We start from the raw sequence: 23,313 nt of genomic DNA on the forward strand, positions 1-23,313 counted from the left end.
GCTCTCTCGTAGTTGTGTGCGCTTACGCCTTGTTCTCGGCGCGGTTGCGACGAACCTTCGCGGCGACCGCGACCGTCGCACCGGCGAGCACGAGCGCGCCGCCACCGATGTAGATGCCCATCAGCGACTCGCCGTTGACACCGGTCTCGGGGAGAGCGTTGGTGCCACCGTTGTTGTTGCCGCCGCCGGTGTTGCTGTCGGCGCGGGCGCCGGACGCCGCGAGCGTGTAGGTGCCGCTCGGGTTGGCGGGGAGGGTGACCGTGGCGGTGGCGGTACCCGACGAGTCGGCCGTCTTGTTCACGGACGCCGAGGTGACCGGGAGGTTCGCGGTGGCGATGTTGGCACCGGTGACGCCACGGCCGACGAGCGTGAACGTGACTTCCGCGCCGGGCTGGAAGCCTGCGACGGGAACCGGACCGTTCGAGGTGACGGTGATCGTCACGGTGTTGGGGCCGGTGGGGACGTACGCCTGTGCGACCGCGGGGGCGGCGAAAAGCAACGCGCCCGCGGCGGCGAACGACGCCACTGCCTTGGTGATCTTGTGCTTCATGAGTGCCTGCTTTCGAATCCGGGCTGCCGGTCGTTTGATGGTTCCGCACGCCTCGTAGGCGAGTCCTTCGCGAACATCGAGGAAGAAAGAGCGGAATGGTGTGTTGAGACCTACCTGAGTATTCCGTAGGGGTACGCCTTATTGCAAACCACCGTCATTTCTTTCAGGTAAATGTTTCGCAACGTGATAAAGCGCAGCCATTCGCAAGCCCATGGCCGGTGGTCGGCTGTGTGATCAGCGCAGGGTCAAGGTTCCCGGTCCTGGTGAACCACAGGACGCGCGGATGACGGGATCCAAAGAGGAATCTGCGGTCGGCGTCACGTACGCTTCTGCGTCCGTCGCTGTTGTCAGCGCCCGCACTTCCACGGTGATGCGCGTGGAGGCTTGAGGCGTCAGATCAACGCCGAACGTCAGGACCTGTCGTCCTTGAAACGTCGCGTCGGCGAAATTCGCTCCGTTGGACGCGGCCGAGGAGACCACCTCGAAACCCTCGGGCAGATAGAGATTGCCGACGACCTTAGCTGTTCCGGGAGCCGTCCCGTAGGCGCCTTCGCCCGTGATGTATGTCGGTAGTGATGTAGCGGCGTCCGATGGTGCGTCGTTTGTCAACGTCAGGCTGAGCGTGAGAGAGCGTAGCCCGGTCGCCGTGAGGGGCTGGCACGACGTCCACTCGACGGCGACGTCCGGCTTGACGTAGTAGCTCATCTTCGAGCCGGTTCCATCGTTCAGGTAAACCCCGAAGCGGACCGTTCGATCGTCCGTGACGGGGAGCGGCCCGGCGACCGTCGTATCGGCGAGGATGGCTTGATCGGCGGGGTCGGCACTCCAGAGGAGAAGGCGGTGCTGTTCGCCGGCGCGATACAGCGCCGATATCAGCGAGGGGGCGGATCCCCGGCCGTCGATCAATGCTTGGAAGACAGCGCCGGTGGCGGCAGCGAAGAATGCATCCTGTGCCGAGGGGTCGGAATACCGGAAGTACACCTCGTTCATCAGGATTCGAGTCGCATTACCCGCGTTGAGTTGCTCCCCGGAAGGAAGCGTGACGGGTCCCGTCGCTTCCAGTACGTACGAGAGCAGGACTGGGTCGACGGCGATCACGCCGTCTACGTCGAGTCCGGTCTTCGTTCGGTACATCTCGCGCGCGAGAGGACCGTCGATCGAGAAAACAGGAATCTGGGTGAGGTTGTGAAAGTAACGTCCCGGTCGAGTGCCGTAGATGTCCACGACCTCGTCCGGCAAGGTGGTGACCGGTTCGCGCAGGTCGCGCACGATTGCGCCCGCCGACTGAGTGTCGAGGAGAGATACGGCGCCCTGGTTCGTGTGGAGGAGAATCGCCGTTCCCGTGATTCCTCCCAGCGATCGCCATTCCGCGTTGTTCTGGACGAGAAGGAGATAGTTGCGTTCCCCGTCTTGCCCCAGCATCTCGGGGAGGAGGCGAGCGGCGCCGGCGAGAGTGTCGATGGCGGTTGCTGACTGGTCGAGGAGTTCGCCGGTCTTGTCGACTGCAGAGGCGGCAACCCCTACCAGCGGTGTGCGATCGATGGTCTCGACGTTGTTGGCTGCCTCCCTCGCACGCGTCTCGGCGGCGGATGCGGGTTCGGCCAGGCTCGTCAGAGAGCTTGCATCGATACGCCCCCCGACGGGGCGGAGTGAGTCCAACGAGACGTCCTTGGCCGCTGTCGCGAGCGGAAGGATGGCTCCGCTGAGGAGTTCGTCGGCGGAGGCGGACACCGTGCCGAACGCGGCAAGCTGCGGTCCGACCCAGGGGACCACCTCCGCTGCGCTCCAGATCGGATCGGACGTGAGTTGACGCGCCTCCGACGCCTCCATTGCGATTCGTGCGATAGAGGGAACGGCGCTCGCCGGATCGGATGCCAGAGCGGAAGTGCTCTGGCCCACCTCCGTTTGAACGCGAAGCAGATGCTGATAAGCGAGGGTGCCGCGAACGCCGATCCAGACGGCAGCGAGGAACGTCACGACGATGAGGCCAGCCAGAACCCACGCGAAGACGCGTCCCGCGATCTGGGCCGGGCGGGGAAGCACCGCGTTGCTCACGTCGTCGTTTTACGCATCGGAGTCTCTGCTGGACTCGCGCGTCGCCCGGCGGGATGCGAGCCCGAGCTCTTCCAGCGTCGGGGACTCGGGGGCATCGCTCGCAGAACCTGAGCGCCGCCGCTGTCCTCCGGCCGAACGTGTGGCCTTCTTCTTCGCCGGAGGCGTCTCGACGTAGCGATAGCCATAGCCGTATCCGTAGCCGTAAGCCGAGTAGTACGAGTCAGGTCCACGAGTTGGCACCATGGACATGACGAAGCCTGCGAGTTTTGCTCCCACAGTGTTCAGCGCTTCCGTCGCCAGGGTGAGCTGGTGGCGGCTTGTGCGCCCGGCGGAAACGATCATCAGCGCCCCACTGGTGGCTCGTGCGAGGATCGCGGCATCGGTGACGGGGAGGAGAGGAGGGGCGTCGCAAAGAACGACGTCGAAATCGCGCTCGAGCATCTCGAGCAATGTCCCCATCTGTCGCGAGCCGAGGAGCTCGCTCGGGTTGGGCGGCACCTTCCCTGCGGGCAGGACGTAGAGGCTGCGTCCGCCCCAGGGGAGCATGACCTCGTTGATCTTGGCTCGTCCGATGAGGACGTCGGTCAGTCCGGCCCCACCCTCGATACTGAGGTACTCGGCAACCTTCGGTTTGCGCAGGTCCGTGTCGAGAAGTGCCACACGCTTACCGGCGTCGGCCAGCGCGATGGCGAGATTGATGGTCGTCGTCGACTTGCCCTCGCTGGGGACCGAGCTCGTCACGACGAAGCTCGATCGTCCTCCCATGTCCAGGAACTGCAGGTTCGTGCGCAGCGCGCGGAACGATTCCGCTCGGGGGCTCAGCGGATCCGCGTGAACGATCAGCGGGCGATCCTTCGCCTTCGTGTCGAAGGCGATCGCGCCGATGCCCGGTGCGCCCGTGATTTGCTCCGCGTCGCGCGGGGTACGGACGCGATTGTCCAGTCGGCTCCGCAGCGCAGCGGTACCAAGGCCCATCGCGAGTCCGATGAGTGTGCCGAGCGCGAGGTTCAGAACGACGTTCGGGCTCGACGGCTGCGCTGCCGGCTGGGCATCCCTCACGCGGCTGAGGCGCACCGGGCTGGTCCCGTCGCCCGCCTCGGGCTCCAATTGCGGGACTTTCGTCGCCAAACTGTCGGCGACCGCATTGGCGATCTCCGCGGCTCGCGCCGCATCCGCGTTCGACACCGTCACGGTGATCAACGTCGAGTTCAGCCCCGCGGAGGCCTTCACGGAACTCGCGAGAGAATCCGACGATGTCGGAAGGCCGAGTTCCGTGATGACGGGATCCAGGACGACAGGCATGGTCGCCAGCCCGACATAAGTATTGATTCGTGCTTGCGCGAACGAAGAACCCTGCTGGAGCTCTGCAGCGGTACTTCCCGCTTGGGTTGAGACGAAGACGGTGCTCGACGATTCGTAGATGGGGGTTCGCGTCAGCGTGTAACCCGCAACCACTGCCAACCCCAAGAAGGTCAGCGCGACGATCAGGAGCCAGTTCTTGCGCAGGGTGCGGATGTGATCACTGAGCTCCATGGTGCCTCTCGAAGACGCGCTGTCGACCTGCGTTGCAGAGGTCGGAGAATCCCACTCAGTGTGCCACACCTATTGTTTCCGGATTCGCAACAACGACATACGGCTAGCGCTTCGGGTTCGGGCCCTCCGAATACGCCGTGTCCGTGCGCGGGTGAAGGAATTCGTTCGTCAGAATTTCGGTCTTCACGCCTGCGGTATCGCTGAGGTCGAGGAGTTCTCTCAGCGACGCACGGGCGATAGGTTGGCCACCGTGCCCGAGAAGCCGAGCGATGCCGTTCTGGTGGATGGGGGTCGTGGCGCTGAGGCGCCGGCCTCTTCCGCTGATCCCCCTCGTGCGCCTGGGCGGCGGAGGAGAAGGCGTTCGGATTGGCGACAGGGTGGCACGGCCGTTCGACAGTGGAACCTCACCGTTCTGACGACCGCTCTCATCGGAATCGGTGGGGGGCTCGTCGTGAGCGTGACGCTGAGCCGATTGGGTGGTCCATGGGCACCGCTCGCGTCGTCGATGGCGCTGTGGGCCGGCCTCGGACTTCCGGTCGTCGTCGCGCTCCGGCGAGCGCGCCCCGCGGGGTTGCTCCGAGTGCGCTCGATCGACCTCCTTTGGGGTTTGGGAGTCGGAGGCGGGCTCCGTCTTCTCCAGGGCTGGCTGAGCGGGGCAGGTTACTCGACGTTCCCTAGCCTTCCGAGCTCTCCTGACTCAACGGCGTGGGGCTGGCTATGGAGTTACGGTGTCCCCTCTATCCTTGTCGCTCCGGTGATCGAGGAGTTCTTCTTTCGTGCGGTGATCCTGGTCGGCGTCTACCAGCTACTCCGGCGCGGTGTCGGTCCTCTTGCCGCCGCGACAACTGCGCTCCTTACCTCGGCTGGCGGTTTCGTGCTCTTGCACTCCGCCTTCAGCTCTTTGTCATTGGCAGACGGCGTTCAGTTTTTTGCCGTGGGTGCCGCATGCGCTCTGGTCGTGTTGTTGAGCGGACGGATCTGGGGGGCGGTCCTGGCGCACCTGGTCTACAACGCGAGCTTCATGGCGCTGGCGGTCGTCGGCACAATCTTGGCGTAGTGGCTCGCGCTCTCCTTGTGCCTGTCACAGTGCTTCATGACGGCGGGCTCGAAATTCGATGTTCACACGATGATGATTTCGAGGGTCATGTCGGGCTGTTAGTGTTCAGCCGATGCCAGCAGGAAACACCGCGCGGGCGAGAGGGGCCAGGGAAACCGTGGCAGTCCACCGCACAGTCCAGGACATCCCCTTGTTCTCGGCTGATCCGTTCGACCCGCTCCCGGTGCGGGGAGTCGATGATTGTGTTATCCGCTCGATGGTCGGATCGAGCCGTAGTCGGTGACCGTCTTCGCCGTTCTCACACATGGGGATTCGCGGGTCTTCCGCATCGCAGCGGAGGCTCTCAGCCCTTGTCAGATTGTGGTTCACGTCGATGCGACCTCGAAGCAGGACGAGTATCCGCGAGCCGCGAACATCACCTACGTCGAAGACCGCACCAACGTCAAATGGGGAGGATTCTCGGTCGTCGAAGCGACTGAGAAGCTCTATGCATTGGCGTTGCAGAAGTGCGCATCGCCGGACGAGTACATCGTCTTGCTCTCTGGCCAATGTGTGCCCATCCGACCTCTCGCCGACCTCGAAGCACTCTTTGCCGAAAGGCCGGGCGTGCTCTACTGCCGGGCAGGCCTTGTGCTGGACGGTTATGAGATGAACGAACGTCGGATTCTCCGCGAGTGGCATTTCGATAGGTTCGATGCGCGCTCTCGGGGACTTCGAGGTCGCGGTGCCGCTGTCGCTCGCAGAATCAAACAGCTCATGACCCCTCAGAAGAAGAAGAGCGACTTCGCTGGGTTCAGGATGGTCGCGGGCAGTCAGTGGACAGCGCTCACGGCGGCGGCGGTGGAGGCGATGATGTCGGATGTGGGCGCGCGGTCGCGCCTCGCGCGCCTTCTCCGCCATGCCCTCGCTCCGGACGAGATCTACTTCCACACGCTCATCCACAGCGGCGACTGGGCGTCGAGAACCACCTCGGCACCGCCGCAGCCCAAGGGCGACAAACGCACCGCAGATTTCGCGAATCTCCATCACATCGATCGATCGCTCACTCGATATCTGTCACCGGACGAGTTGCGACACATTGGCGGATCCCTCGAGTTCTTTGCTCGAAAGGCGAAGGGCGACGACCCGCAGAGGCTTGCGAGCGTCGTGCGGGAGCTGACCTCCCAGAACGGTCAAGGATGAAAGCTCCTCATCTCGTCAAGTCGGGCTCGGGGTACTTCCTTTCGGTAGCCATCAGTGCGCTCGTGGGCGTCGTCAGTGTCCCCGTCGTGATTCAGGTGGCCGGGGCAGCCGCGTGGTCTGCCCTGGCCGTCGCGCAGGCTGCGGGTGCCATAGCGGCGACGGTCGTCGCCTTCGGCTGGCCGGTGATCGGCCCGGCTGCCGTCGCGGCCGCCCCGGATTCTGAACGCGGCCGGATCTTCCTTATCTCTCTCATCTCGAGGGCGGTGATCCTCGTACCGGCCGCCGCGGTCGCGATCGCCGTGATCCTCGTGTCGGTGGGATGGTCCCCGACCACCGCCGCTGCTTTGGTCGCCGGTCTGACGCCGGTGGTCGGCGGACTCACGGCGTCGTGGTTCTTCGTGGGGGAGTCGCGCCCCTCGAAGCTCAACTCGCTCGATGTGCTCCCGAGAGCGGGAGGAACGGTGATCGGTATCGCGTTGATCCTCGCGACCTCGAACATCCTCCTGTTCGTCATCGGCCAGCTTGCCGGGCAGCTCGGTGCTCTCGCGCTTTCGTGGATGTCGATCCGCCGGCGCTACCCTCGCGGTGAGCGGGTCGTCGTTCGCGACATCACCGGCACCGTTGCAGCGGGAGGTGCCGGCTTCTGGAACGCCATCCTCACGTCGCTCTACCAGAACTCGCCCCTTGTCGTGGTCACGAACTTCGCGGGTTCCGGCGTCGAAACGTATGCCATGGCGGACCGACTCTTCCGGATCGCTGCCCTTGCGCTCGCCCCGGTGACGCAGGTGGCCCAGGGGTATGTGCCTGCCGCGAAATCGCACGATGAGCTTTTGTCACGTATTCGGCGGACGATCGGCGTCGGAGCTGGACTGGGAGTGGCGACGTTGATCGGGTTCGGTTTGTTGGCGCCGGTCCTGGGAACGCTCTTGTCGCACGGAGCGATCGAAGTTCCGTACGGGATCTCCTTCTCCCTGGGCGGTGCGATGGGAATGGCGCTCATGTCGTCCTTGGTCGGACGCGCCTGCCTGGTTCCCCTCAAGAAGACCGCGACCCTCGCGCTGGCGGCGACTGTTGCCTCGATCGTGGGACTTTCCGGAATGGTCGCTGGGGGTATCGCCTTCGGAGTCGGCGGTGTCGCCTCGGCCTACCTGCTGGCGGAGGTCATCGCCTTCACCATCACCATCTGGCCCGCGATCGGTGCGCTGCGGGGCGTCGGCAAGCGGAGCCGCATCGAAGGGAATTCATGATGCCCGGTCGGAAGTGGTTCCAGGACGTGCTCTCGGAGATATCGGCTCTCTCTCTTCTGCCTCACCGCCTCCGCCCGGCTCTCCTGCGGCGTGCGGGTGCCTCCGTTGGCGATAACGTGCTGATCTACGGCGGCTCCACATATCACTCACAAATGCGCCTCTCGATCGCGGACGACGTCTTTGTCAATCAGGCGTGCCACTTCGACATGCAGGCTCTCATTCGTATCGAGAGCGGGGTCCGAATCGGAAATCACGTCCGGTTCGTCACGTCCGATCATGAGGTCGGACCATCCGGCCGCAGGGCTGGGCCCGGCCGCAGTGCGGCGATCACGATCGGGCGCGGAACGTGGATCTGCAGCGGTGCAACGATCCTCCCGGGGGTATCTGTCGCAGAAGGTAACATCATTGCGGCGGGCGCTGTCGTCACGCGTTCGACCGAGGCGAATTGCCTCTACGCGGGTGTGCCGGCTCGTCTGATCAAAAGGCTCGACCAAGAGGAATCTGCGCCGTGAGCAAGTTCGTCGCTCCTCTGATCGGGCGAGCGGGGCTCGGCAACGAACTCTTTCCCGTCCTTCGCGCCGCTGATATCGCCGCCAAGGAATCGCGAGTGGTCCTCTGGCCGGCCTGGTTCCAGCTCAAGATCGGTCCGATTCTCCGCCGGGAACGTGACAAGCGGATGTACTGGACCCTCTTCCGGACACCCGACCTGATCTCGCTGCTACGGCTCATCTGGGCGAAGGCTCGCGGAGTCCCGCACGACGGAGCGAGCTCAAATCACCGCTACGTGACTGTTCAGGGTATGAAGGGCTACTTCGACGGTGTGAACATCAGTGGTCCCGAGTTTCGCGACCTTCTGCTCGCCCGTGCCCGCCGGGGCGTCCTTTCGTCTCCGCCCCGGGAGCCGTACATCGCGTTCCATGTCCGCCTGGGCGACTTCTCCCGGGTGGGGGCCTCCGAATCCGGAGTATCGAAGAACAACACCAGTTCCCCGATCGAGTGGTTCGTCGCCCGTGCGAGGGCAGCTCGCGACGCGCATCCCGGCGTTCGCCTGTTCGTCTGCTCCGACGGCGACGACGCCGAGCTGGCACCCCTTCTCGACGAACACGGGGTCTACCGGTCCACGGGGCGGAACGCACTCGATGACATGGTTTTCATGTCCCATTCGGTCGGAATCGTCGGCAGCCGCTCGACGTTCAGCGCGTGGGGGGCCTTCCTCGGGGACGTCCCCATGGTGGTCCAGACGGGGGGCGACGCCTACCGTCCGCACGCTCGCGTATGGGAGGCTTCCGCTGACGAGGCGACCACGGATTGGGATGATCAGGTACGCCGCCGCTGCGGGGAAGGGCACTGAGCGCCGCAGCGAATCTGAGCGCTGCGGAAAGGCGGTGGATCATGAACTCTCGAGAATGGGGTCGAACGCTCACTCCGGGCATGGTGATACGCCCGCCGTCCGGAGGTGAGGGAGGCAACGCCGGAACTGACACGCGCGGCACGACCACTCTGCGGTGGGTCACGTACGCTGCGGCATTCTCTTCGTCTTGGACCGGTGCGACGTTCGGGGGCTTCAACGTCGTCGATTACGCGCTCGGGATGACCGTCGTTCTTCTCTTCGCAACCGCTTTCTTCCAGCGAAGGTCCCTGCAGATCCGCAGCTGGATGTTCCTGCCTCTGGGCGCGGCGGCGGTCGTGTCGGCTTGGAACACGATCGTCAAAGATGCACCTTTCGATGTGGTGATGCTCCTGCGCATCTTCCTCACCATGTTCGTGGTGGCCATGATCGTTTTCGGTTTTCAGTCATGGTTTGGTGGCGACTACCTCCGTCGACTCCTGAAGGTGTGGGTCGCCGGCATAGCGTTCAATGGGCTCGCCGCGCTTGCCGTCTCGTTCGGTGTCGTTTCCTTCGCGGGGATCTTGACTCAGGCAACAGGTGACCGGCTCAGCGGTTTAGCGTCGCACCCGAACTCCCTGGCCTTCTCGGTCAGCCTGGCGATCGCGCCCTGCATTTTCCTCGTCGCGCGGGAGCGCGGCAGGATCCTGTGGGTGATCTGCCTCGTTCTCATCCTGTGGGGAGGAATGCTCAGTGAGTCGCGAGCAGCCTTGCTCGTCGGTCTCCCGGCTCTCGCGCTGGCCACGGTCGTCTCCATCGCGCGCTCGCGCTGGAACTCCATCGCCTGGCCCATACTGATCGTCGGCGCGGTGGGGGCATGGTTCGTCGTGCCCCTCGTGCTTGCGGACTCGCGTCTCGCGGGTGGCGCGGGGGCACTCAGCGATGCGGGGCGGTCAGCCCTCAATGAGAGTGCCCTGAACCTTTTTCTTCGGAACCCGCTGACGGGAGCTGGTTTCGAGAGCCAGGCAGGTGTGTCCGTCCCCCTGACCGTGCTGACGGCGGGGGGGATCCTTTTCGCCATCGGCTACTACGCCTTCGTTTTCTCGCCCGTTCCCGCATTGTGGAGGCGTAGGCGATCGCCGATCGCGCCTTACGGGCTCATCACCGTTGCGGCGCTGGTCAGCTTCGGTTTCTTCAACCCGGTTTTCATGGAGCGCGCGACGTACTGGCCGATTCTGATCGCCATGGCCTTGTGCGCCGGGCATCGTGACGAGGACGCTCGGACCGCGTCGGTATGAGAGTCGCAAGAGCCCTTTCGCTGCGACAGTGATGACCCGCGGATCGGTTCTGGGATTTTGTGTATGGACGTTCGGGCGCGCTCCCGAAGCTATCGATCGAGCACCTTGATGACGACATCGGCGAAATTCTGAGAAACCGAGTCGATCGTGGGGATGTCTGAACGCAGGATTCGATTGCCGACCAGCTCTTCCGCCATCAGACTGAGGGCTCGCTCCGCGAATGCCGGTGGATCGTCCGGAAGGGTGATTCGCTCTCCGGCCCGCAGGAACTCGGCCTCGGGCGCGTGATAGCGGTACGAGGTGGAGAAGATCGGAAGCCCGAGGGCCAACGCGTCGACCGCCACGAGGCCGATACGCCCCGGCATCCATATCGCCTGGACGACATGTCCGAGCCGCGCGAGCTCAACCCCACGCGCGGCAGGAATGTGTTCGATCGCATCGCCCGCGCGGGATAGTGCGTCCTGCATCTCGCCCATTCCGACGACGATGAGCGTAAACCGCGGATCCATCTGACGCGCCGCGATCGCTGCGTCGATGAGGAAATCGATACGTTTGGCGGCATCGAGTCCACCCACGAACAAGGCACGGGGGGCGCGCGGCCAGCGGCGGAGAAGATGCTCCATCTCGGCGGCGTCCACTGCCTTGTACGCCGCTCGCAGGGACGCCGAATCGGTGCTGTTGCCGATGGCGACGACGCTGTCGGGATCGAGCTTGCCGTTCTCCACGAGGTAGTCGCGGCCGCCATCGGCGTAGGTCATGACCGCATCGGCTCGCCGCGCGAGTGTCCACTCGATGCGGTCGGACAGGGCTCCGGCGTCGTTGACATACGGACGACCGTGCCCCCAGAGGACCAGCTTCCTTCTCCCGAATGACCTCATCCACGCGAGGTTGTTGAGGGCCTCGAGTTCGGAGACCAGGACGTCGGGCTGAAGGTCCGACGGAAGCGCGCGCCACTCGACGGTCCGCCCGCCGAGGTGCACTCCTTTCGATCTGATGTCTATACGCCACGCTGGGCTCTCTCGGTCACCTCGGGCAGCCTGGGCACCGACGGGATGCCCGGCGGCGACGAGGAACCGGATGCCCTGGCGTGAGAGCTTCTCTCGGACGCTCTCGAAAAGGGGAACACGGTAGGCAGGCACGTAGGGCTGCGTGACGACCACCAGCGGACCGGCGCTCATGGGGTGTCTCCCGCGCGGGCGATCTCATATGCGTTCTCTGCTTGTGCAGCGGCGATGCTCCACCGGAACTCGCGCTCAGCGTGCGCGCGGGCGCGCCCCGGGAGCTCGGCGTCCTCGAGAGCATCGACGACTGCCTGCGCGATGCTCGCCGGGTCGTTGCGAGCCACCTTGAGCGCGCGATTCTCCGATGCAGGTGCGGCGATGCCGACGTGCTGGCTGGTGACGACCCGAGCTCCGGCCGCCATGGCCTCTGCGACGGCGACGCCGAAGCTTTCATCTTCGCTCGGGAGGACGAACACATCGCATTCGCTGAGGAGATCGCGTCGACGAGCGGAGTTCACTGGGCCTAGCGAGGTGACCTGATCGCCGACACCGATTTCGTGAGCGAGAGCGTTGGGATCTTGTATCGTGCCGTCCGAGCCGCCGGCGATGAACAGCCTGGCCCCTCGTTCTCGCAGCGGTGTCTCAGCGAGGGCGCGGACGACGAGATCCACTCGCTTCTTTTTGGTCAGCCGCCCCAGGTAGACGATCTTGGCTGGCCCTTCGCGTTTCGTCGTCCTATCGATCGCGAACAGCTGCTCGTCGACAGCCAGGTTCATGCGGAACGCTCGAGTGTCGGGGAGGACATCGAGCGCCTGTTGCGCTTCGAGTTCACTCGAGTAGATGGCCCCGCTCAGGCCCGCGAGGTTCTTCGCGTCGGCGATTCTCAGCCAAGCCCGTTTGCGAAGAACGTTTGTGTTCCAGTGATATCGATCCAGGGCACCATGCGGTTCGATCAGGTAGGGGATTCCCGCCCGTCGGGCGATGCGCATGGCCATGGTTCCCGGGTAGCTCTGAAACCCGTGGACGTGGACGACGTCATACCGGGAGAGACCATCCGACATCGCGGACGCGAAGTGGGGAGCGAACGTGACGCTCGAGGGCCCGGCACTCGTGACGACGCGCACCCAATCAGCCACGATGAGGTCGTTGTCACTGGGGGCGAGTCCCTTGTCCGTCGTAAGAACATCCGCCGCCACCCCTCGGTGGTGCAGAGCCGGTATCAAGCCGCGGATGACCTCGGCCGGCCCGCCATCCGATCGCGCCACGCTCGGGGTGACGTGGAGCACCCTCATTTTGCGGCCACTGTCGCATTGCGTTGAAGCTCGCGGTACTTGACCCCGATCTGCCAGTAGTACATCGCAAGCGCAGTGGCATAGTCGAAGCCGGCCCGTCCATCGAGAAAACCGAGCCGCGCCACGTAGGCGTAGAGGAAGAACAGTGCGGGCTTGAACGGCACGGCGTCGAAGAACCGTCCTTTTCTCGTGCGCTTCTTGGCGATGTCAGCCCGCAGCGCGCTGTTCGACCGAAGGTGCGCTTCCCAGTCCGAGTATCGATTGTGTCGGGAGAACCAACTCGACACGGGGTCTAAGTCGTTGTGGAGTATCCGACCCCGTGCCTTCACCACCACTCCGTTCGCTCGCGGTTGGTAGTGACCCTCGAGTTCTCCCATCCCTGGAGCGCCGAGGTCGTTCATCTCCGGGAATCGCACTCGATCACGGTGAACCACACACCGCTTCGTCACCCGGTGACCGTGACGGAGGATGCGCCCCGCGAACACGTAGTCCAGATCGACATCGATCGCTGCCGCGTCCGTACGCGAAATCAGGTCTACGAGTTCTGCCTTCAGGCGCTCGCTGGGTACCTCATCCGCATCGACGAAGAAGACCCAAGGATGGCGCGTTGTGACGTGCTCGAGCTGCCACTGCTTCTTCTTCGGGTACTTTCCGTCCCATGTGAAGTTGACGACGTGCGCGCCGTGTTGTTCAGCGAGGGCGACCGTCCTATCAGTGCTGTTCGAGTCAACGACGATCACTTCATCGAAGTCTGAGAGGCCCGCGAGACACGCAGTGATGCCCACCTCTTCGTTTTTCGTTTGCACCAATGCCGTGATGGGTATCTTCGAACTCATTGACGAAGTCCTTCGAATCTCGTACCGACGCGACGCGCGGGGACTCCCCCCCACACCTCCGCGGCTCCAATGTCGCCGCTGACGACGGACATTGGCTGGATAAGAGCGGATCGGCCCACCGTCGTTCCCCCTACGACCATGCATCTGCTGGTGATCCATGCTCCTTCGTGGATCACGACAGGCCTCGTGACCAGGGCCATGTCGACCCGGTGGCGGTGACTTCCTGTGGTGATGAAGGTCTCCTGCGAGATGACGACGTCATGCCCGACGTGGACGTGGTCCTGATTATGGAACCAGACACCCTCGCCGATCCAGGACCGGTCGCCGATGTGCAGCTTCCACGGAAACTTGACGCGGGTCCTCGGTCGAAAAACGACGCCGTGTCCGATGTCGGCTCCGAAAGCGCGCAGCACACGAATCCGAAGGCCTGAGCTGATTTGCCAAGGATTTGTTATGAATATCAACTCAAAAATGGCCCACAGGTACACCTGCCAAGCGGGTCGATCCCAGGCGGCACGCTCGCCGGGGGCCTGCGAAAGATCGATCACCGGAATGTCGCTCACGGTGTCCCTTTCTTGTAACTGTGTTGTAACGGTCGCGGATGTAATGTCAGTTTGTGCACCAACCGCGAACGCTGATCTTCGGGCTCAACTACCCTCCGGAGACTACGGGAATTTCCCCGTACACCGGTGCCATGGCGGAGGGTCTCGCGCGCCGAGGACATCAGGTGCGGGCGGTCGTCGCGCACCCTCATTATCCGGAGTGGAAGATCACGTCAGGTTACGGGCAGTGGTCGCGAAACGAACGAATCAACGGCGTCGATGTCCAGCGGTTGCGTCATTACGTGCCGCGTCAGCCCTCCCTGATCCGTCGAGCGCTGTCCGAGGTGACGCTCGGTGTGCGGCAGGCGATTGTTCGTTGGGGTAAACCGAACGTGATCGTCGCCGTCTCGCCCGGTCTGATCGCATCACTCATTGTTCGGTTGCGCGCGAAAATGACGCACCGAGAGACGCCGTTCATCGTGTGGGTCCAGGACCTCTACAGCGTCGGCCTCTCGGAGACGAGCCAGGGGGCCGGGGCTCCTGCGCGCGTCATCCACGCACTCGAAGCCTGGCTTCTGCGCTCGGCGTCATCCGTGGTGGTGATCCATGAGCGGTTCGCCAACAGGCTGCAAGAGGATTTCGGCGTGTCGCCTCATCGCATCACTGTCGTCCGAAACTGGAACCACCTTCCCCCATTTCCGGTGGCCGATGTTGCCGCTGTACGAGCGTCATTCGGGTGGAATGAGGGGGAGATCGTCGTCGTGCATGCGGGGAACATGGGAGTGAAACAAGGACTGCATCACGTTGTGGACGCCGGACGCCTCGCCTTCGAGAGAGGCGAACCGGTGCGCTTCGTCCTCGTCGGGAATGGTTCGCAGCGGGAGGAGATTCGACAGCGAGTGAACGATGCCCAAACAACTACCCAAATTCTTCCTCCCCTCGACGATGAAGCGTTCGCACAAGTTCTGCAGTCTGCTGATGTTCTTTTGGTCAATGAACTGCCGGGGGTCGCGGAGATGGCCGTTCCCAGCAAACTGACCTCATACTTCGCCTCAGGTCGACCAGTGCTCGCAGCTACAGATGTCGGGGGCATCACGGCCCAGGTAATCCGAGACGCAGGAGCTGGCCTCGCGGTCGCTGCAGGCGACGCCGCGGCCATTCTTGACGGAGCGAAAGCGCTCGCCGCGGATCGGGAAGGTTCGACCCGCCTCGGTGAAAGCGGCAAACGTTACAAAGAGACGATGCTAAACGAAACACGTGCCATTGATCGATTCGATAGTCTGCTCGCGGATCTGATCGCCAAAGACGCCGAGAGTCCTTCCGCGTAGTTTTCTGCCAACGATCAAGACAGGCTAAATGGTGACCAAGCGCGCTCTCATAACCGGTATCACGGGCCAGGATGGCTCGTATCTCGCTGAGTTGCTTCTGTCGAAGGGATACGAAGTTCACGGCATCGTCCGTCGCGCCTCGACCTTCAACACACACCGGATCGATCACCTCTACATCGATTCACATGATCCGGACGCCAAACTCTTCCTGCATTACGGCGACCTTTCCGATGGTGCACGACTCGTCACGCTGATGTCGGAAATCAATCCTGACGAGGTCTATAACCTCGCGGCTCAGTCCCACGTGAGAGTGTCGTTCGACGAGCCCGAGCACACGGCGGACACGACCGGCACGGGAACGATTCGCCTCCTGGAAGCGGTGCGTCTGTCGGGCATCGACACGAAGTACTACCAGGCCTCGACCTCGGAACTCTACGGCGCGACACCCCCACCGCAGAACGAGGAGACGCCCTTCTACCCGCGCTCTCCCTACGCCGCGGCGAAGCTCTACAGCTACTGGATCACCAAGAACTACCGCGAGGCGTACGACATGTTCGCGGTGAACGGCATCCTGTTCAATCACGAGTCTCCCCGCCGCGGCGAGACTTTCGTCACGCGCAAGATCACGCGGGCCGTGGCGCGGATCAAAGCCGGTTTGCAGAACGAGCTCTACCTCGGAAATCTCGACTCGATCCGCGACTGGGGTTACGCGGCCGAGTACGTTGAAGGAATGTGGCGCATGCTGCAGGCGGACAATCCGGAGGATTTCGTGCTCGCAACCGGGGTCGGCTACACAATTCGCGAGTTCCTCGAGACCTCGTTCGGGCACGCGGGTTTGGACTGGGAAGAGTTCGTGAGGTTCGATCAGCGCTATCTGCGGCCCACCGAGGTCGACGCGCTCATCGGAGATCCGACCAAGGCTGCGGAGAAGCTCGGCTGGGTTCCTTCGGTCCGCGGCGACGAGCTGGCGAGGCTGATGGTCGACGCCGACATGACGGCATTAGATCGAGGTCCCGAGTGGATCGACACCGTGGATCTTCCGACGTGGGGCAACGCCGAGCTTCTGGGAGCACGCGCATGAGCACCGCGGTCGACGGGGTGAGCTACACCGCCCACGAGCTGGACCGGGACGCGACGTTCTACGTCGCCGGTCACCGCGGTCTCGTGGGGTCGGCGATCTCGCGCAAGCTCGCGTCCGCGGGCTTTCAGAACGTCGTCGGTAAATCGTCGAGCGAGCTCGACCTCAAGGATCGCGACTCCGTCTTCGCCTACATGGCCGAGATCAAGCCGAGGTACCTCGTGCTCGCCGCCGCGAAGGTCGGTGGAATCCTCGCGAACTCGACCTATCCGGTCGACTTCCTCAGCGACAACATGCGTGTTCAGGTCAACGTTCTTGATGCGGCTCTCGCCAATGACGTGGAGCGGGTGCTGTTCCTCGGGTCGTCGTGCATCTATCCGAAGTTCGCAGAACAGCCCATTCGCGAGGACGCGCTCCTCACGGGGTACCTCGAGCCGACGAACGACGCGTACGCGATCGCCAAGATCGCCGGCATCCTGCACACCCAGTCGGTTCGCCGCCAGTACGGGTTGCCGTGGATCAGCGCGATGCCGACCAACCTCTATGGTCCGAACGACAACTTCTCGCCGCACGGATCGCACGTGTTGCCCGCGCTGATCCGACGCTACGAAGAGGCCGCGCGATCCGGAGCACAGAGCGTCACCAACTGGGGGACCGGAACGCCGCGACGTGAGTTCCTCCACGCCGATGACATGGCCGACGCGTGCCTGCACCTGCTCGAGCACTACGACGGGCCCGACCAGGTCAACGTGGGCACGGGTTCGGACGTGACGATCCGCGAGATCGCCGAAACCATCGCGCACGTCACCGGGTTCGAGGGCGAGACGGAGTGGGACACGTCCAAGCCCGACGGCACCCCGCAGAAGCTCCTGGATGTGTCGAAGCTCGCCGAGGCGGGCTGGACGGCGAAGATCTCGCTCGAAGAGGGCATGGAGCGCACCGTCGCCTGGTATCGCGACAACGTCGGCGCCCTGCGGCAGTAGGTGTTCCGCCACGTCGTGCTGTTCCGGGTCCGTGACGATGTCGCGGACCCGGACGTTTCGGCGGCCCTCGCTTCTTTGCAGGCGGTGGGGGAGTGCCCCGGCATTCTTTCGTGGGATATCGCGCTGTCGCTCGATACGCGCAAAGGACGGATGATCGTCGAGGACGGAACGTTCGTCGATCGCGCCGCATTCGACGAGTGGCGCGTGAGCGACGCACACCGCGCCGTCGGGGAAAGAATGGCCCGGATCAGCGACTGGTGGGTGGGGGACTGGGAACGGACGTGAGGCGGTCGCGCGACGGCATTCGCGTGTTTCGCCGCGCGACGGAGTGCATTCTTCTGTTTCGATAAGCTTCGCCTGTGAAAAAGCTGGGAACGCTTCGTCGCCCCTCTCGATTCCTGTCCGTTCTTGCCGCGCTCGCTGTGACGGCATCCGCTTTTGTCCCCGGTGGCATGGTCGCGTCCGCGGCAACGGCCGACCCTCCACCGGCATCCGGAATCGAAGCCTGCCGAGCGCCCGCGGGCGACAGCCCGCTCAGGGAGGGGTTTCCCCTGCCGGCGAACGCACTTCCCGCCTCGGGAGCCCCGGTGGTTCAGACGATCTATGTCGACTTCGACGACGCGCCGGGAGACCCTCGTGAGATCCCGGGAATCGAGGAGACGTTCGATGTCTCGGTGAAGGCGCTCGGCGAGGCGTCGGGTGGCGCGCTGACGCTTCAGCGCCAGTCCCATCCCGTATGGACGCGCCTGGCCGGGACGTCCGCGGAGTGGGAGGACAGCGGACGAGACCTCGCGATCGCCGTCGCCGGGGCGGACGACGTCGTGGACTTCTCGAACGTGGATGTCGTCTGGGTCGTCTGGATGACGGCGACCCCGCGAGACGCGTTCCGTTCTCACGCGGGCAGCGACTACCAGGTCGTGGCGGACGGGCGCACGCTGACGCACGGTTCGCTGATGCGACAGATCGACCTCAGCCGAGGCGGGCACTGGGTGCCCACGCACGAGATGGGTCATGTCCTCGGACTGCCCGACCTGTACGACACCTCGAACGACGGGGGACCGACGACGCGCTGGACGGGACCGTGGGACCTGATGGCCTCGACGTCCGGGCCCGGACACGCGTACTTCGCCTGGCACCGATGGATGCTGGGCTGGGCGAGCGATGCGCAGGTCGCCTGCGTGCTGCCCGGCCAGGAGCGCACCGTGTCACTCTCGCCGGTGCAGTCCGACGGCCCGACCCTGCTCGCCGCCGTGCGACTCGATGCCTCGCGCGTCCTGACCGTCGAATCGCGGCGTGCCCAGAAATGGGACATCGGCATTCCCCGTGAGGGCGTCCTCGTCTCGACCGTCGATGTGACGCGCACCACCGGTGACGGCCCGATCCAGGTCGGGTTCGCCGATGGCCGGCATCCCGATGTCCGCGATGAGACCACACTGAGCGATGCCCCGCTGCGCGCCGGCGAAACCTACACCGATGCGGCCACGGGGGTCTCGGTCCACGTGGACAGCACGGGCGGAGACGTCGACGTCGTGCGGCTGGACGCCTCGTCGATCGCCCCGCGCCCGATTTCGGCGAAGAAGACGATCGCCCTGTACCGAACCACGCAGGACGGCACGCGGGTCGTCTCGCTCGACGACCTCGTCACCCGGGACACGGGAGTGGATGCCGTCGCCTTCGGCACTTTCGACGTGAGGGAGGACGGGGCGTTCGTGCGCAACGGTGAGCTCTTCTTCGCCGACACCGATCCGGGCGCGCGGGCGGAGCTCGCGAGGGTTCGGGCGGACGGAATCCCCGTCGTCGCGACCCTCGGTGGGGAGTCTGCGTCGATCTGGTCGCTCCTGAGCCGAGATTTCGATCGCTACTACGCGAACCTTCGCTCCTATCTCCTGACGAACAGATTCGACGCCGTCGAACTCGACATCCGTTCGCCTCTCGACACCGGGACGGTGGTCAAGCTCATCGACGCTCTCCGCCGCGACCTCGGCCCCCTTTCCACCGTTTCGCTCGTCGGTGACGCGGCGGCGTTCGCGGGAGGGAGCGACGCGGCTCCCGACTATCCCGCCGTCGCGGCGGCGCGCGGCGAGGACGTGGAGTGGTTCGCTCTCCGTCTGTCGTGCGACGCCGTCCCGACCGGCGCCGAGTACCGCCAGCTGGTCGCCCAGCTCGGGATGCCGCCGGAGAGAGTCGTCTTGTCGGCGACCACCTCGCCCGCTCTGTGCCCCGCAGGTGCGGCGTTCACCGCACCGGACGAGTTCGCCCGTTCGCTGCAGGACATCGTCGCCGCCGAGCCGCGATTCGGCGGCATCCGGGGCGACGAGTACGCCAATGCCGTGCCGGGCGGCGCGGCGGCACCGTGGCAGTGGTTCGCGACCATGACCGCCGCCATGAACGACCCGGCGCCTCTCCCCACGGTGTCGCCGGAGTCGACCGCGTCACCGGACCCGACCGTCTCGCCGAAGCCGACGGCATCCCCCGTCCCGACGGCGTCTGATGGCCCGAGCGCGCTCGCGCAGAGCGGCACGGGGGAGTGGCTTGGTTTGGTTCCCCTCGCGGGCATCTTGATCGTGGCCGGCGTTCTGCTCGCGGGGCGCAGGCGCCGCACGACGGTGTGACGTCGGTGCTGCTCTCCCCGCGTCGTCAGGGGAGAGCAGCACCGGCTCACGGTGGCGAGGCGAGGTCGCCAGAAATGAGACAAGGCCCGGCTCGGAATTTCTTCCGGGCCGGGCCTTCACTGTCTCAACACAGTGTGCGCCCGAAGGGACTCGAACCCCTAACCTTCTGATCCGTAGTCAGATGCTCTATCCATTGAGCTACGGGCGCAGGGCCTCCGCGCGAAACGGCGCGCAGGCCGTGGTCCAGCATAGCCGCGACCGACGGAGACGTCTAATCGGCCCCGAACCGCACGCATCCCGGGCGTGGCGCAGGGGTTGCCGGCCGGTGTCGGGAGCCCGACGTACGCTGGGGGTATGAGCGCCTACGTTTCGGCGTTCGAGCTGTTCTCCATCGGTGTAGGACCCTCGAGCTCCCATACGGTCGGTCCCATGCGGGCCGCCGCCGACTTCGCGACCCGCCTTCGTTCCGACGGATTGCTGGGGCGCGTGGCATCCGTCTCCTGCGCGTTGTACGGTTCCCTCGGCGCGACGGGCATCGGTCACGGCACCCCCGATGCGGTCGTCGCAGGCCTCCAGGGCCTGCATCCCGAGACGGTGGATCCGGATGCCGTGCGCCGAGCGTGGTCGGACTGGCCCGAGGGGCGCGCGCTGGCGCTCGCCGGCGAGCACGAGATCGCGTTCTCGAAGGACGACGTGGTGCTCGCCCCGCGCACCCGGCTGCCCGGTCACCCCAACGCCATGACGCTCGTCGCGCGCGATGCCGACGGAGGTGTGCTCGCCGACGAGACGTTCTACTCGATCGGTGGCGGGTTCATCCGGCGCGAGGGCGAGCCGCCGCGCGTCTCGGCCGCACCGTTCCCCCTCGCCTTCGACGACGCGGCGACCCTGATCGCGCTGTGCGACGAGCAGGGCATCACGATCGCCGAGGCCGCGCGTCGCAACGAAGAGGCCCTCCGCTCCGACGAGGAGATCGCCGCGGGCCTCGACCGGATCTGGGATGCCATGGCCGCGTGCGTCAACGCGGGACTCGCGCACGACGGTGTGCTCCCCGGCATCCTGAAGGTGAAGCGTCGCGCCGCGGTGATCCGGGAGCAGCTCGAGGCCATCGAGGCCGAGGGGCACCGTGAGCTGCCGGGGGAGTGGCTGGGGGCGTTCGCGCTCGCCGTGAACGAGGAGAACGCCGCCGGAGGGCGGGTCGTGACGGCGCCGACGAACGGCGCCGCGGGCATTCTTCCGGCCGTGGCGATGTACTGGTGGCGGTTCCTCGCCGACTCGGGGCTCGGCGTCGGCAATGCCGTCACCCCGCACGGCGAGCTCGTGGGCAGCGCGCTGCTCGGGTACGACGGGCACGCGGTGACCCGGTCCGAGGTCTCGCACTGGGACGACGGTGACGTCGCGGAGGCGAACCGACGCCGTGGCATCCGGCGCTTCCTGCTGACGGCGACGGCGCTCGGCTCGCTGTTCAAGGCCAACGCGTCGATCTCGGGCGCCGAGGGCGGATGCCAGGCCGAGGTCGGCTCCGCGTGCGCGATGGCGGCGGGCGGCCTGACCGCGGTGATGGGCGGCACGAACCGGCAGATCGAGAACGCCGCCGAGATCGCGATGGAGCACCACCTCGGGCTCACCTGCGACCCGGTGGGTGGGCTCGTGCAGATCCCGTGCATCGAGCGCAATGCGATCGCCGCCTCGACCGCGGTGACCGCGGCCCGGCTCGCGCTGCGCGGCGACGGGTCGCATTACGTGTCACTGGATGCCGTCGTCGAGACGATGCGTCAGACCGGCATCGACATGTCGACGAAGTACAAGGAGACGAGCGAGGGCGGCCTCGCGGTCAACGTCATCGAGTGCTGATCCGTCGGGCCGTTCCCCGACGGTCCGTGGCGCGCGGCCAAGCGAGATGACACGATCCGCGCGACATCACGTGTCGCTGCGCCGCCGAAGCGGGCGATCTCGTCACGATCGTGTGATCTCGGCGCGGGGCGCGGATGCCGCCGGCTCAGGCGGAGTCGCGGAGCTTCGACGTCAGCGCGTGCAGCTGGGCCAGTTCGTCGTCGTCGAGGCGCGCCATGCGGTCCGCGATCGAGCGCCCGTGGGCCGCGGCGATCCGGCGGAACACGACGGCACCCGTCTCGGTGGCGGTGACGAGGGAGCCGCGACCGTCGTCGGGGTCGGCGCACTTCGTCAGCAGGCCGCGCGCGACCATGCGCTCCACCAGGCGTGACACGCTCGGCTGGCTGATCAGCATGTTGCCCGTGACGTCGCGCAAGCGCGCGGTCATGTCGGGAGCGCGGGTGACGGTGAGGAGCACGTCGTATTCGGCCTGCGTCAGCTCAGAGCCGTCGAAGTCCGTTCGCAGTTCTTCGAACACCTCGTGCTGCGCCCGGAAAAGGCTCTCCCAGGCCTGGACGGCGAGGCGGCGATCGGTCATGTCTCCACGATAGAGGGGCGGGTCGCTCGGGCGGCGAGGTCGACGGCGGGCGCGGCACAGAGTAAGGGCCGGTCGGAGAGGCTTCCGACCGGCCCTTGTCCCTGCACCAAGAGTGTCCTGCAATCACATGTCGGTAGTTGCCACAGCAAAACAACTACCGTGCGAGCACTCTATAACGGTGAGATAACGGAAGGGAAGAGGGTGGCGTTATCTTTTCGTGATCGACTCTCGGGTCAGCGCCCGCGCACGTGGTTCCACTGCGTGATCACGGCGTTGCCGTGCTCGAAGCCGAGCTCGCTGACGGCGGAGGTGCCGAGCACGAAGTAGCGCCCGCCCGCCGCGGTGAGCCCGAGCCACACCCCCGCGAGCGCGCGCAGGAAGTGCGCGTGCGAGAACACGAGGATCTGTTCGCCGTTCTCGAGGCGGGGGCGGAGGTCGTCGAGGAGGGATGCCGCGCGCGCGGTGACCTGCTCGATGCTCTCGCCGGGTGTGGCTCCGGCGGGAGCGCCCGCCTGCCAGATCGTCCAGGGGTGGCCCAGTTGGTCGATGATCTCGGGGGTGGTGAGGCCTTCGTAGGCGCCGTAGTCCCATTCGACGAGTCGGGGCTCGGGCTGCGCGTCGGGGAAGCCGGCGCGGGAGGCGGTCTCGACCGCGCGCTGCAGAGGACTCGTCAGGACCAGATCGAACCGCCGCGTCGCGAGCAGCGTCCCCGCGAGCTCAGCCTTGTACGCCCCCGTCTCGGTGAGGGGGATGTCGGTGAGCCCGGTGTGGCGGCCGGTTCGGCTCCACTCGGTCTCGCCGTGCCGCACCAGTACGAGGCGTCCGTCGGGTTCGGTGAGGTCTGCATCGTTCACCCCCTCATCCTGCTGCCTCGCCCGGTGTTTCGGGTGGGGAACGGGCGATGGAAATGACGAAGGGCCGGCCGAGAAATCTCGACCGGCCCATCTCTGCACCAGAGTGTCCT

The 23,313-nt window shown here is 65.3% G+C and carries 21 protein-coding genes and 1 tRNA gene; 12 read left to right on the forward strand and 10 right to left on the reverse strand.

The window, feature by feature from the left end:
- Positions 1-22: 22 nt before the first annotated feature.
- The 3 genes from MTES_RS11045 to MTES_RS11055 form a co-directional block, all read right to left on the reverse strand.
- Positions 23-550: a hypothetical protein gene (locus tag MTES_RS11045; RefSeq protein WP_013585339.1), complete on the reverse strand. Its 528-nt coding sequence runs from the start codon at positions 548-550 to the stop codon at positions 23-25.
- 234 nt (positions 551-784) lie between these two features.
- Positions 785-2,605 (reverse strand): DUF4012 domain-containing protein, encoded by a 1,821-nt coding sequence (locus tag MTES_RS11050; RefSeq protein ID WP_013585340.1) that lies wholly within the window; start codon positions 2,603-2,605, stop codon positions 785-787.
- Positions 2,606-2,614: 9 nt separating this feature from the next.
- Positions 2,615-4,138 carry a polysaccharide biosynthesis tyrosine autokinase gene (locus MTES_RS11055; protein ID WP_013585341.1) on the reverse strand — a complete coding sequence of 508 codons (1,524 nt, stop codon included), beginning with the start codon at positions 4,136-4,138 and terminating at the stop codon, positions 2,615-2,617.
- Between the two features lie 505 nt (positions 4,139-4,643).
- Between MTES_RS11055 and MTES_RS19995 the strand changes: the two genes are divergently transcribed.
- The 6 genes from MTES_RS19995 (at position 4,644) to MTES_RS11085 (ending at position 10,249) form a co-directional block, all read left to right on the forward strand.
- The gene (locus MTES_RS19995) at positions 4,644-5,195 is read left to right on the forward strand and encodes a CPBP family intramembrane glutamic endopeptidase (RefSeq protein ID WP_269453427.1); all 552 of its coding nucleotides are present in this window, start codon (positions 4,644-4,646) and stop codon (positions 5,193-5,195) included.
- Positions 5,196-5,474: 279 nt separating this feature from the next.
- Entirely contained in the window at positions 5,475-6,377 is a 903-nt protein-coding gene (locus MTES_RS11065) for a beta-1,6-N-acetylglucosaminyltransferase (protein WP_013585343.1), read from the forward strand.
- Complete coding sequence (locus MTES_RS11070; RefSeq protein ID WP_013585344.1) at positions 6,374-7,624, forward strand: hypothetical protein; 1,251 nt, start codon at positions 6,374-6,376, stop codon at positions 7,622-7,624. The genes MTES_RS11065 and MTES_RS11070 overlap by 4 nt, the downstream gene beginning before the upstream one ends.
- Before the next feature lie 152 nt (positions 7,625-7,776).
- A complete protein-coding gene (locus MTES_RS11075; RefSeq protein WP_158309753.1) occupies positions 7,777-8,136 on the forward strand; it encodes an acyltransferase in 360 nt (119 codons plus the stop codon).
- Positions 8,133-8,975 carry a dihydroorotase gene (locus MTES_RS11080; protein WP_013585346.1) on the forward strand — a complete coding sequence of 281 codons (843 nt, stop codon included), beginning with the start codon at positions 8,133-8,135 and terminating at the stop codon, positions 8,973-8,975. Before MTES_RS11075 ends, MTES_RS11080 begins: the two co-directional genes overlap by 4 nt.
- A 239-nt stretch (positions 8,976-9,214) precedes the next feature.
- A complete protein-coding gene (locus tag MTES_RS11085) occupies positions 9,215-10,249 on the forward strand; it encodes an O-antigen ligase family protein (RefSeq protein ID WP_148272860.1) in 1,035 nt (344 codons plus the stop codon).
- 89 nt (positions 10,250-10,338) lie between these two features.
- Here the strand turns inward: MTES_RS11085 and MTES_RS11090 are convergent, their stop codons facing one another.
- From MTES_RS11090 to MTES_RS11105, 4 genes are read right to left on the reverse strand one after another with little or no spacing between them, the layout of a single operon-like run.
- The gene (locus tag MTES_RS11090; RefSeq protein ID WP_013585348.1) at positions 10,339-11,427 is read right to left on the reverse strand and encodes a glycosyltransferase; all 1,089 of its coding nucleotides are present in this window, start codon (positions 11,425-11,427) and stop codon (positions 10,339-10,341) included.
- Positions 11,424-12,536, reverse strand: a complete 1,113-nt coding sequence (locus MTES_RS11095; protein WP_158309754.1) for a glycosyltransferase — start codon at positions 12,534-12,536, stop codon at positions 11,424-11,426. Before MTES_RS11095 ends, MTES_RS11090 begins: the two co-directional genes overlap by 4 nt.
- Before the next feature lie 2 nt (positions 12,537-12,538).
- A complete protein-coding gene (locus tag MTES_RS11100) occupies positions 12,539-13,378 on the reverse strand; it encodes a glycosyltransferase family 2 protein (protein WP_013585350.1) in 840 nt (279 codons plus the stop codon).
- Positions 13,375-13,941, reverse strand: a complete 567-nt coding sequence (locus MTES_RS11105; protein WP_043361344.1) for an acetyltransferase — start codon at positions 13,939-13,941, stop codon at positions 13,375-13,377. The genes MTES_RS11100 and MTES_RS11105 overlap by 4 nt, the downstream gene beginning before the upstream one ends.
- Positions 13,942-13,994: 53 nt before the next feature.
- Between MTES_RS11105 and MTES_RS18910 the strand changes: the two genes are divergently transcribed.
- The 5 genes from MTES_RS18910 (at position 13,995) to MTES_RS11130 (ending at position 19,921) form a co-directional block, all read left to right on the forward strand.
- Positions 13,995-15,248 (forward strand): glycosyltransferase, encoded by a 1,254-nt coding sequence (locus tag MTES_RS18910; protein ID WP_013585352.1) that lies wholly within the window; start codon positions 13,995-13,997, stop codon positions 15,246-15,248.
- Between the two features lie 31 nt (positions 15,249-15,279).
- Complete coding sequence (gene gmd / locus MTES_RS11115; protein WP_043362740.1) at positions 15,280-16,329, forward strand: GDP-mannose 4,6-dehydratase; 1,050 nt, start codon at positions 15,280-15,282, stop codon at positions 16,327-16,329.
- Entirely contained in the window at positions 16,326-17,309 is a 984-nt protein-coding gene (locus tag MTES_RS11120) for a GDP-L-fucose synthase family protein (RefSeq protein WP_043361349.1), read from the forward strand. Before gmd ends, MTES_RS11120 begins: the two co-directional genes overlap by 4 nt.
- Entirely contained in the window at positions 17,310-17,594 is a 285-nt protein-coding gene (locus tag MTES_RS11125) for a Dabb family protein (protein WP_013585355.1), read from the forward strand. It begins immediately after the preceding gene.
- A gap of 302 nt (positions 17,595-17,896) precedes the next feature.
- The gene (locus MTES_RS11130) at positions 17,897-19,921 is read left to right on the forward strand and encodes an immune inhibitor A domain-containing protein (protein ID WP_043361352.1); all 2,025 of its coding nucleotides are present in this window, start codon (positions 17,897-17,899) and stop codon (positions 19,919-19,921) included.
- 135 nt (positions 19,922-20,056) lie between these two features.
- Here the strand turns inward: MTES_RS11130 and MTES_RS11135 are convergent.
- Positions 20,057-20,129: transfer RNA gene (locus MTES_RS11135), tRNA-Arg, on the reverse strand.
- 146 nt (positions 20,130-20,275) lie between these two features.
- Here MTES_RS11135 and MTES_RS11140 point away from each other — a divergent pair.
- A complete protein-coding gene (locus tag MTES_RS11140; protein ID WP_013585357.1) occupies positions 20,276-21,772 on the forward strand; it encodes an L-serine ammonia-lyase, iron-sulfur-dependent, subunit alpha in 1,497 nt (498 codons plus the stop codon).
- Positions 21,773-21,917: 145 nt separating this feature from the next.
- Here MTES_RS11140 and MTES_RS11145 read toward each other — a convergent pair whose 3' ends face one another.
- The gene (locus tag MTES_RS11145) at positions 21,918-22,349 is read right to left on the reverse strand and encodes a MarR family winged helix-turn-helix transcriptional regulator (protein WP_013585358.1); all 432 of its coding nucleotides are present in this window, start codon (positions 22,347-22,349) and stop codon (positions 21,918-21,920) included.
- Positions 22,350-22,582: 233 nt separating this feature from the next.
- Positions 22,583-23,203, reverse strand: a complete 621-nt coding sequence (locus MTES_RS11150; protein ID WP_013585359.1) for a histidine phosphatase family protein — start codon at positions 23,201-23,203, stop codon at positions 22,583-22,585.
- Positions 23,204-23,313: the final 110 nt, after the last annotated feature.

The organism is Microbacterium testaceum StLB037, from assembly GCF_000202635.1.
Classification (GTDB): Bacteria; Actinomycetota; Actinomycetes; order Actinomycetales; family Microbacteriaceae; genus Microbacterium; species Microbacterium testaceum_F.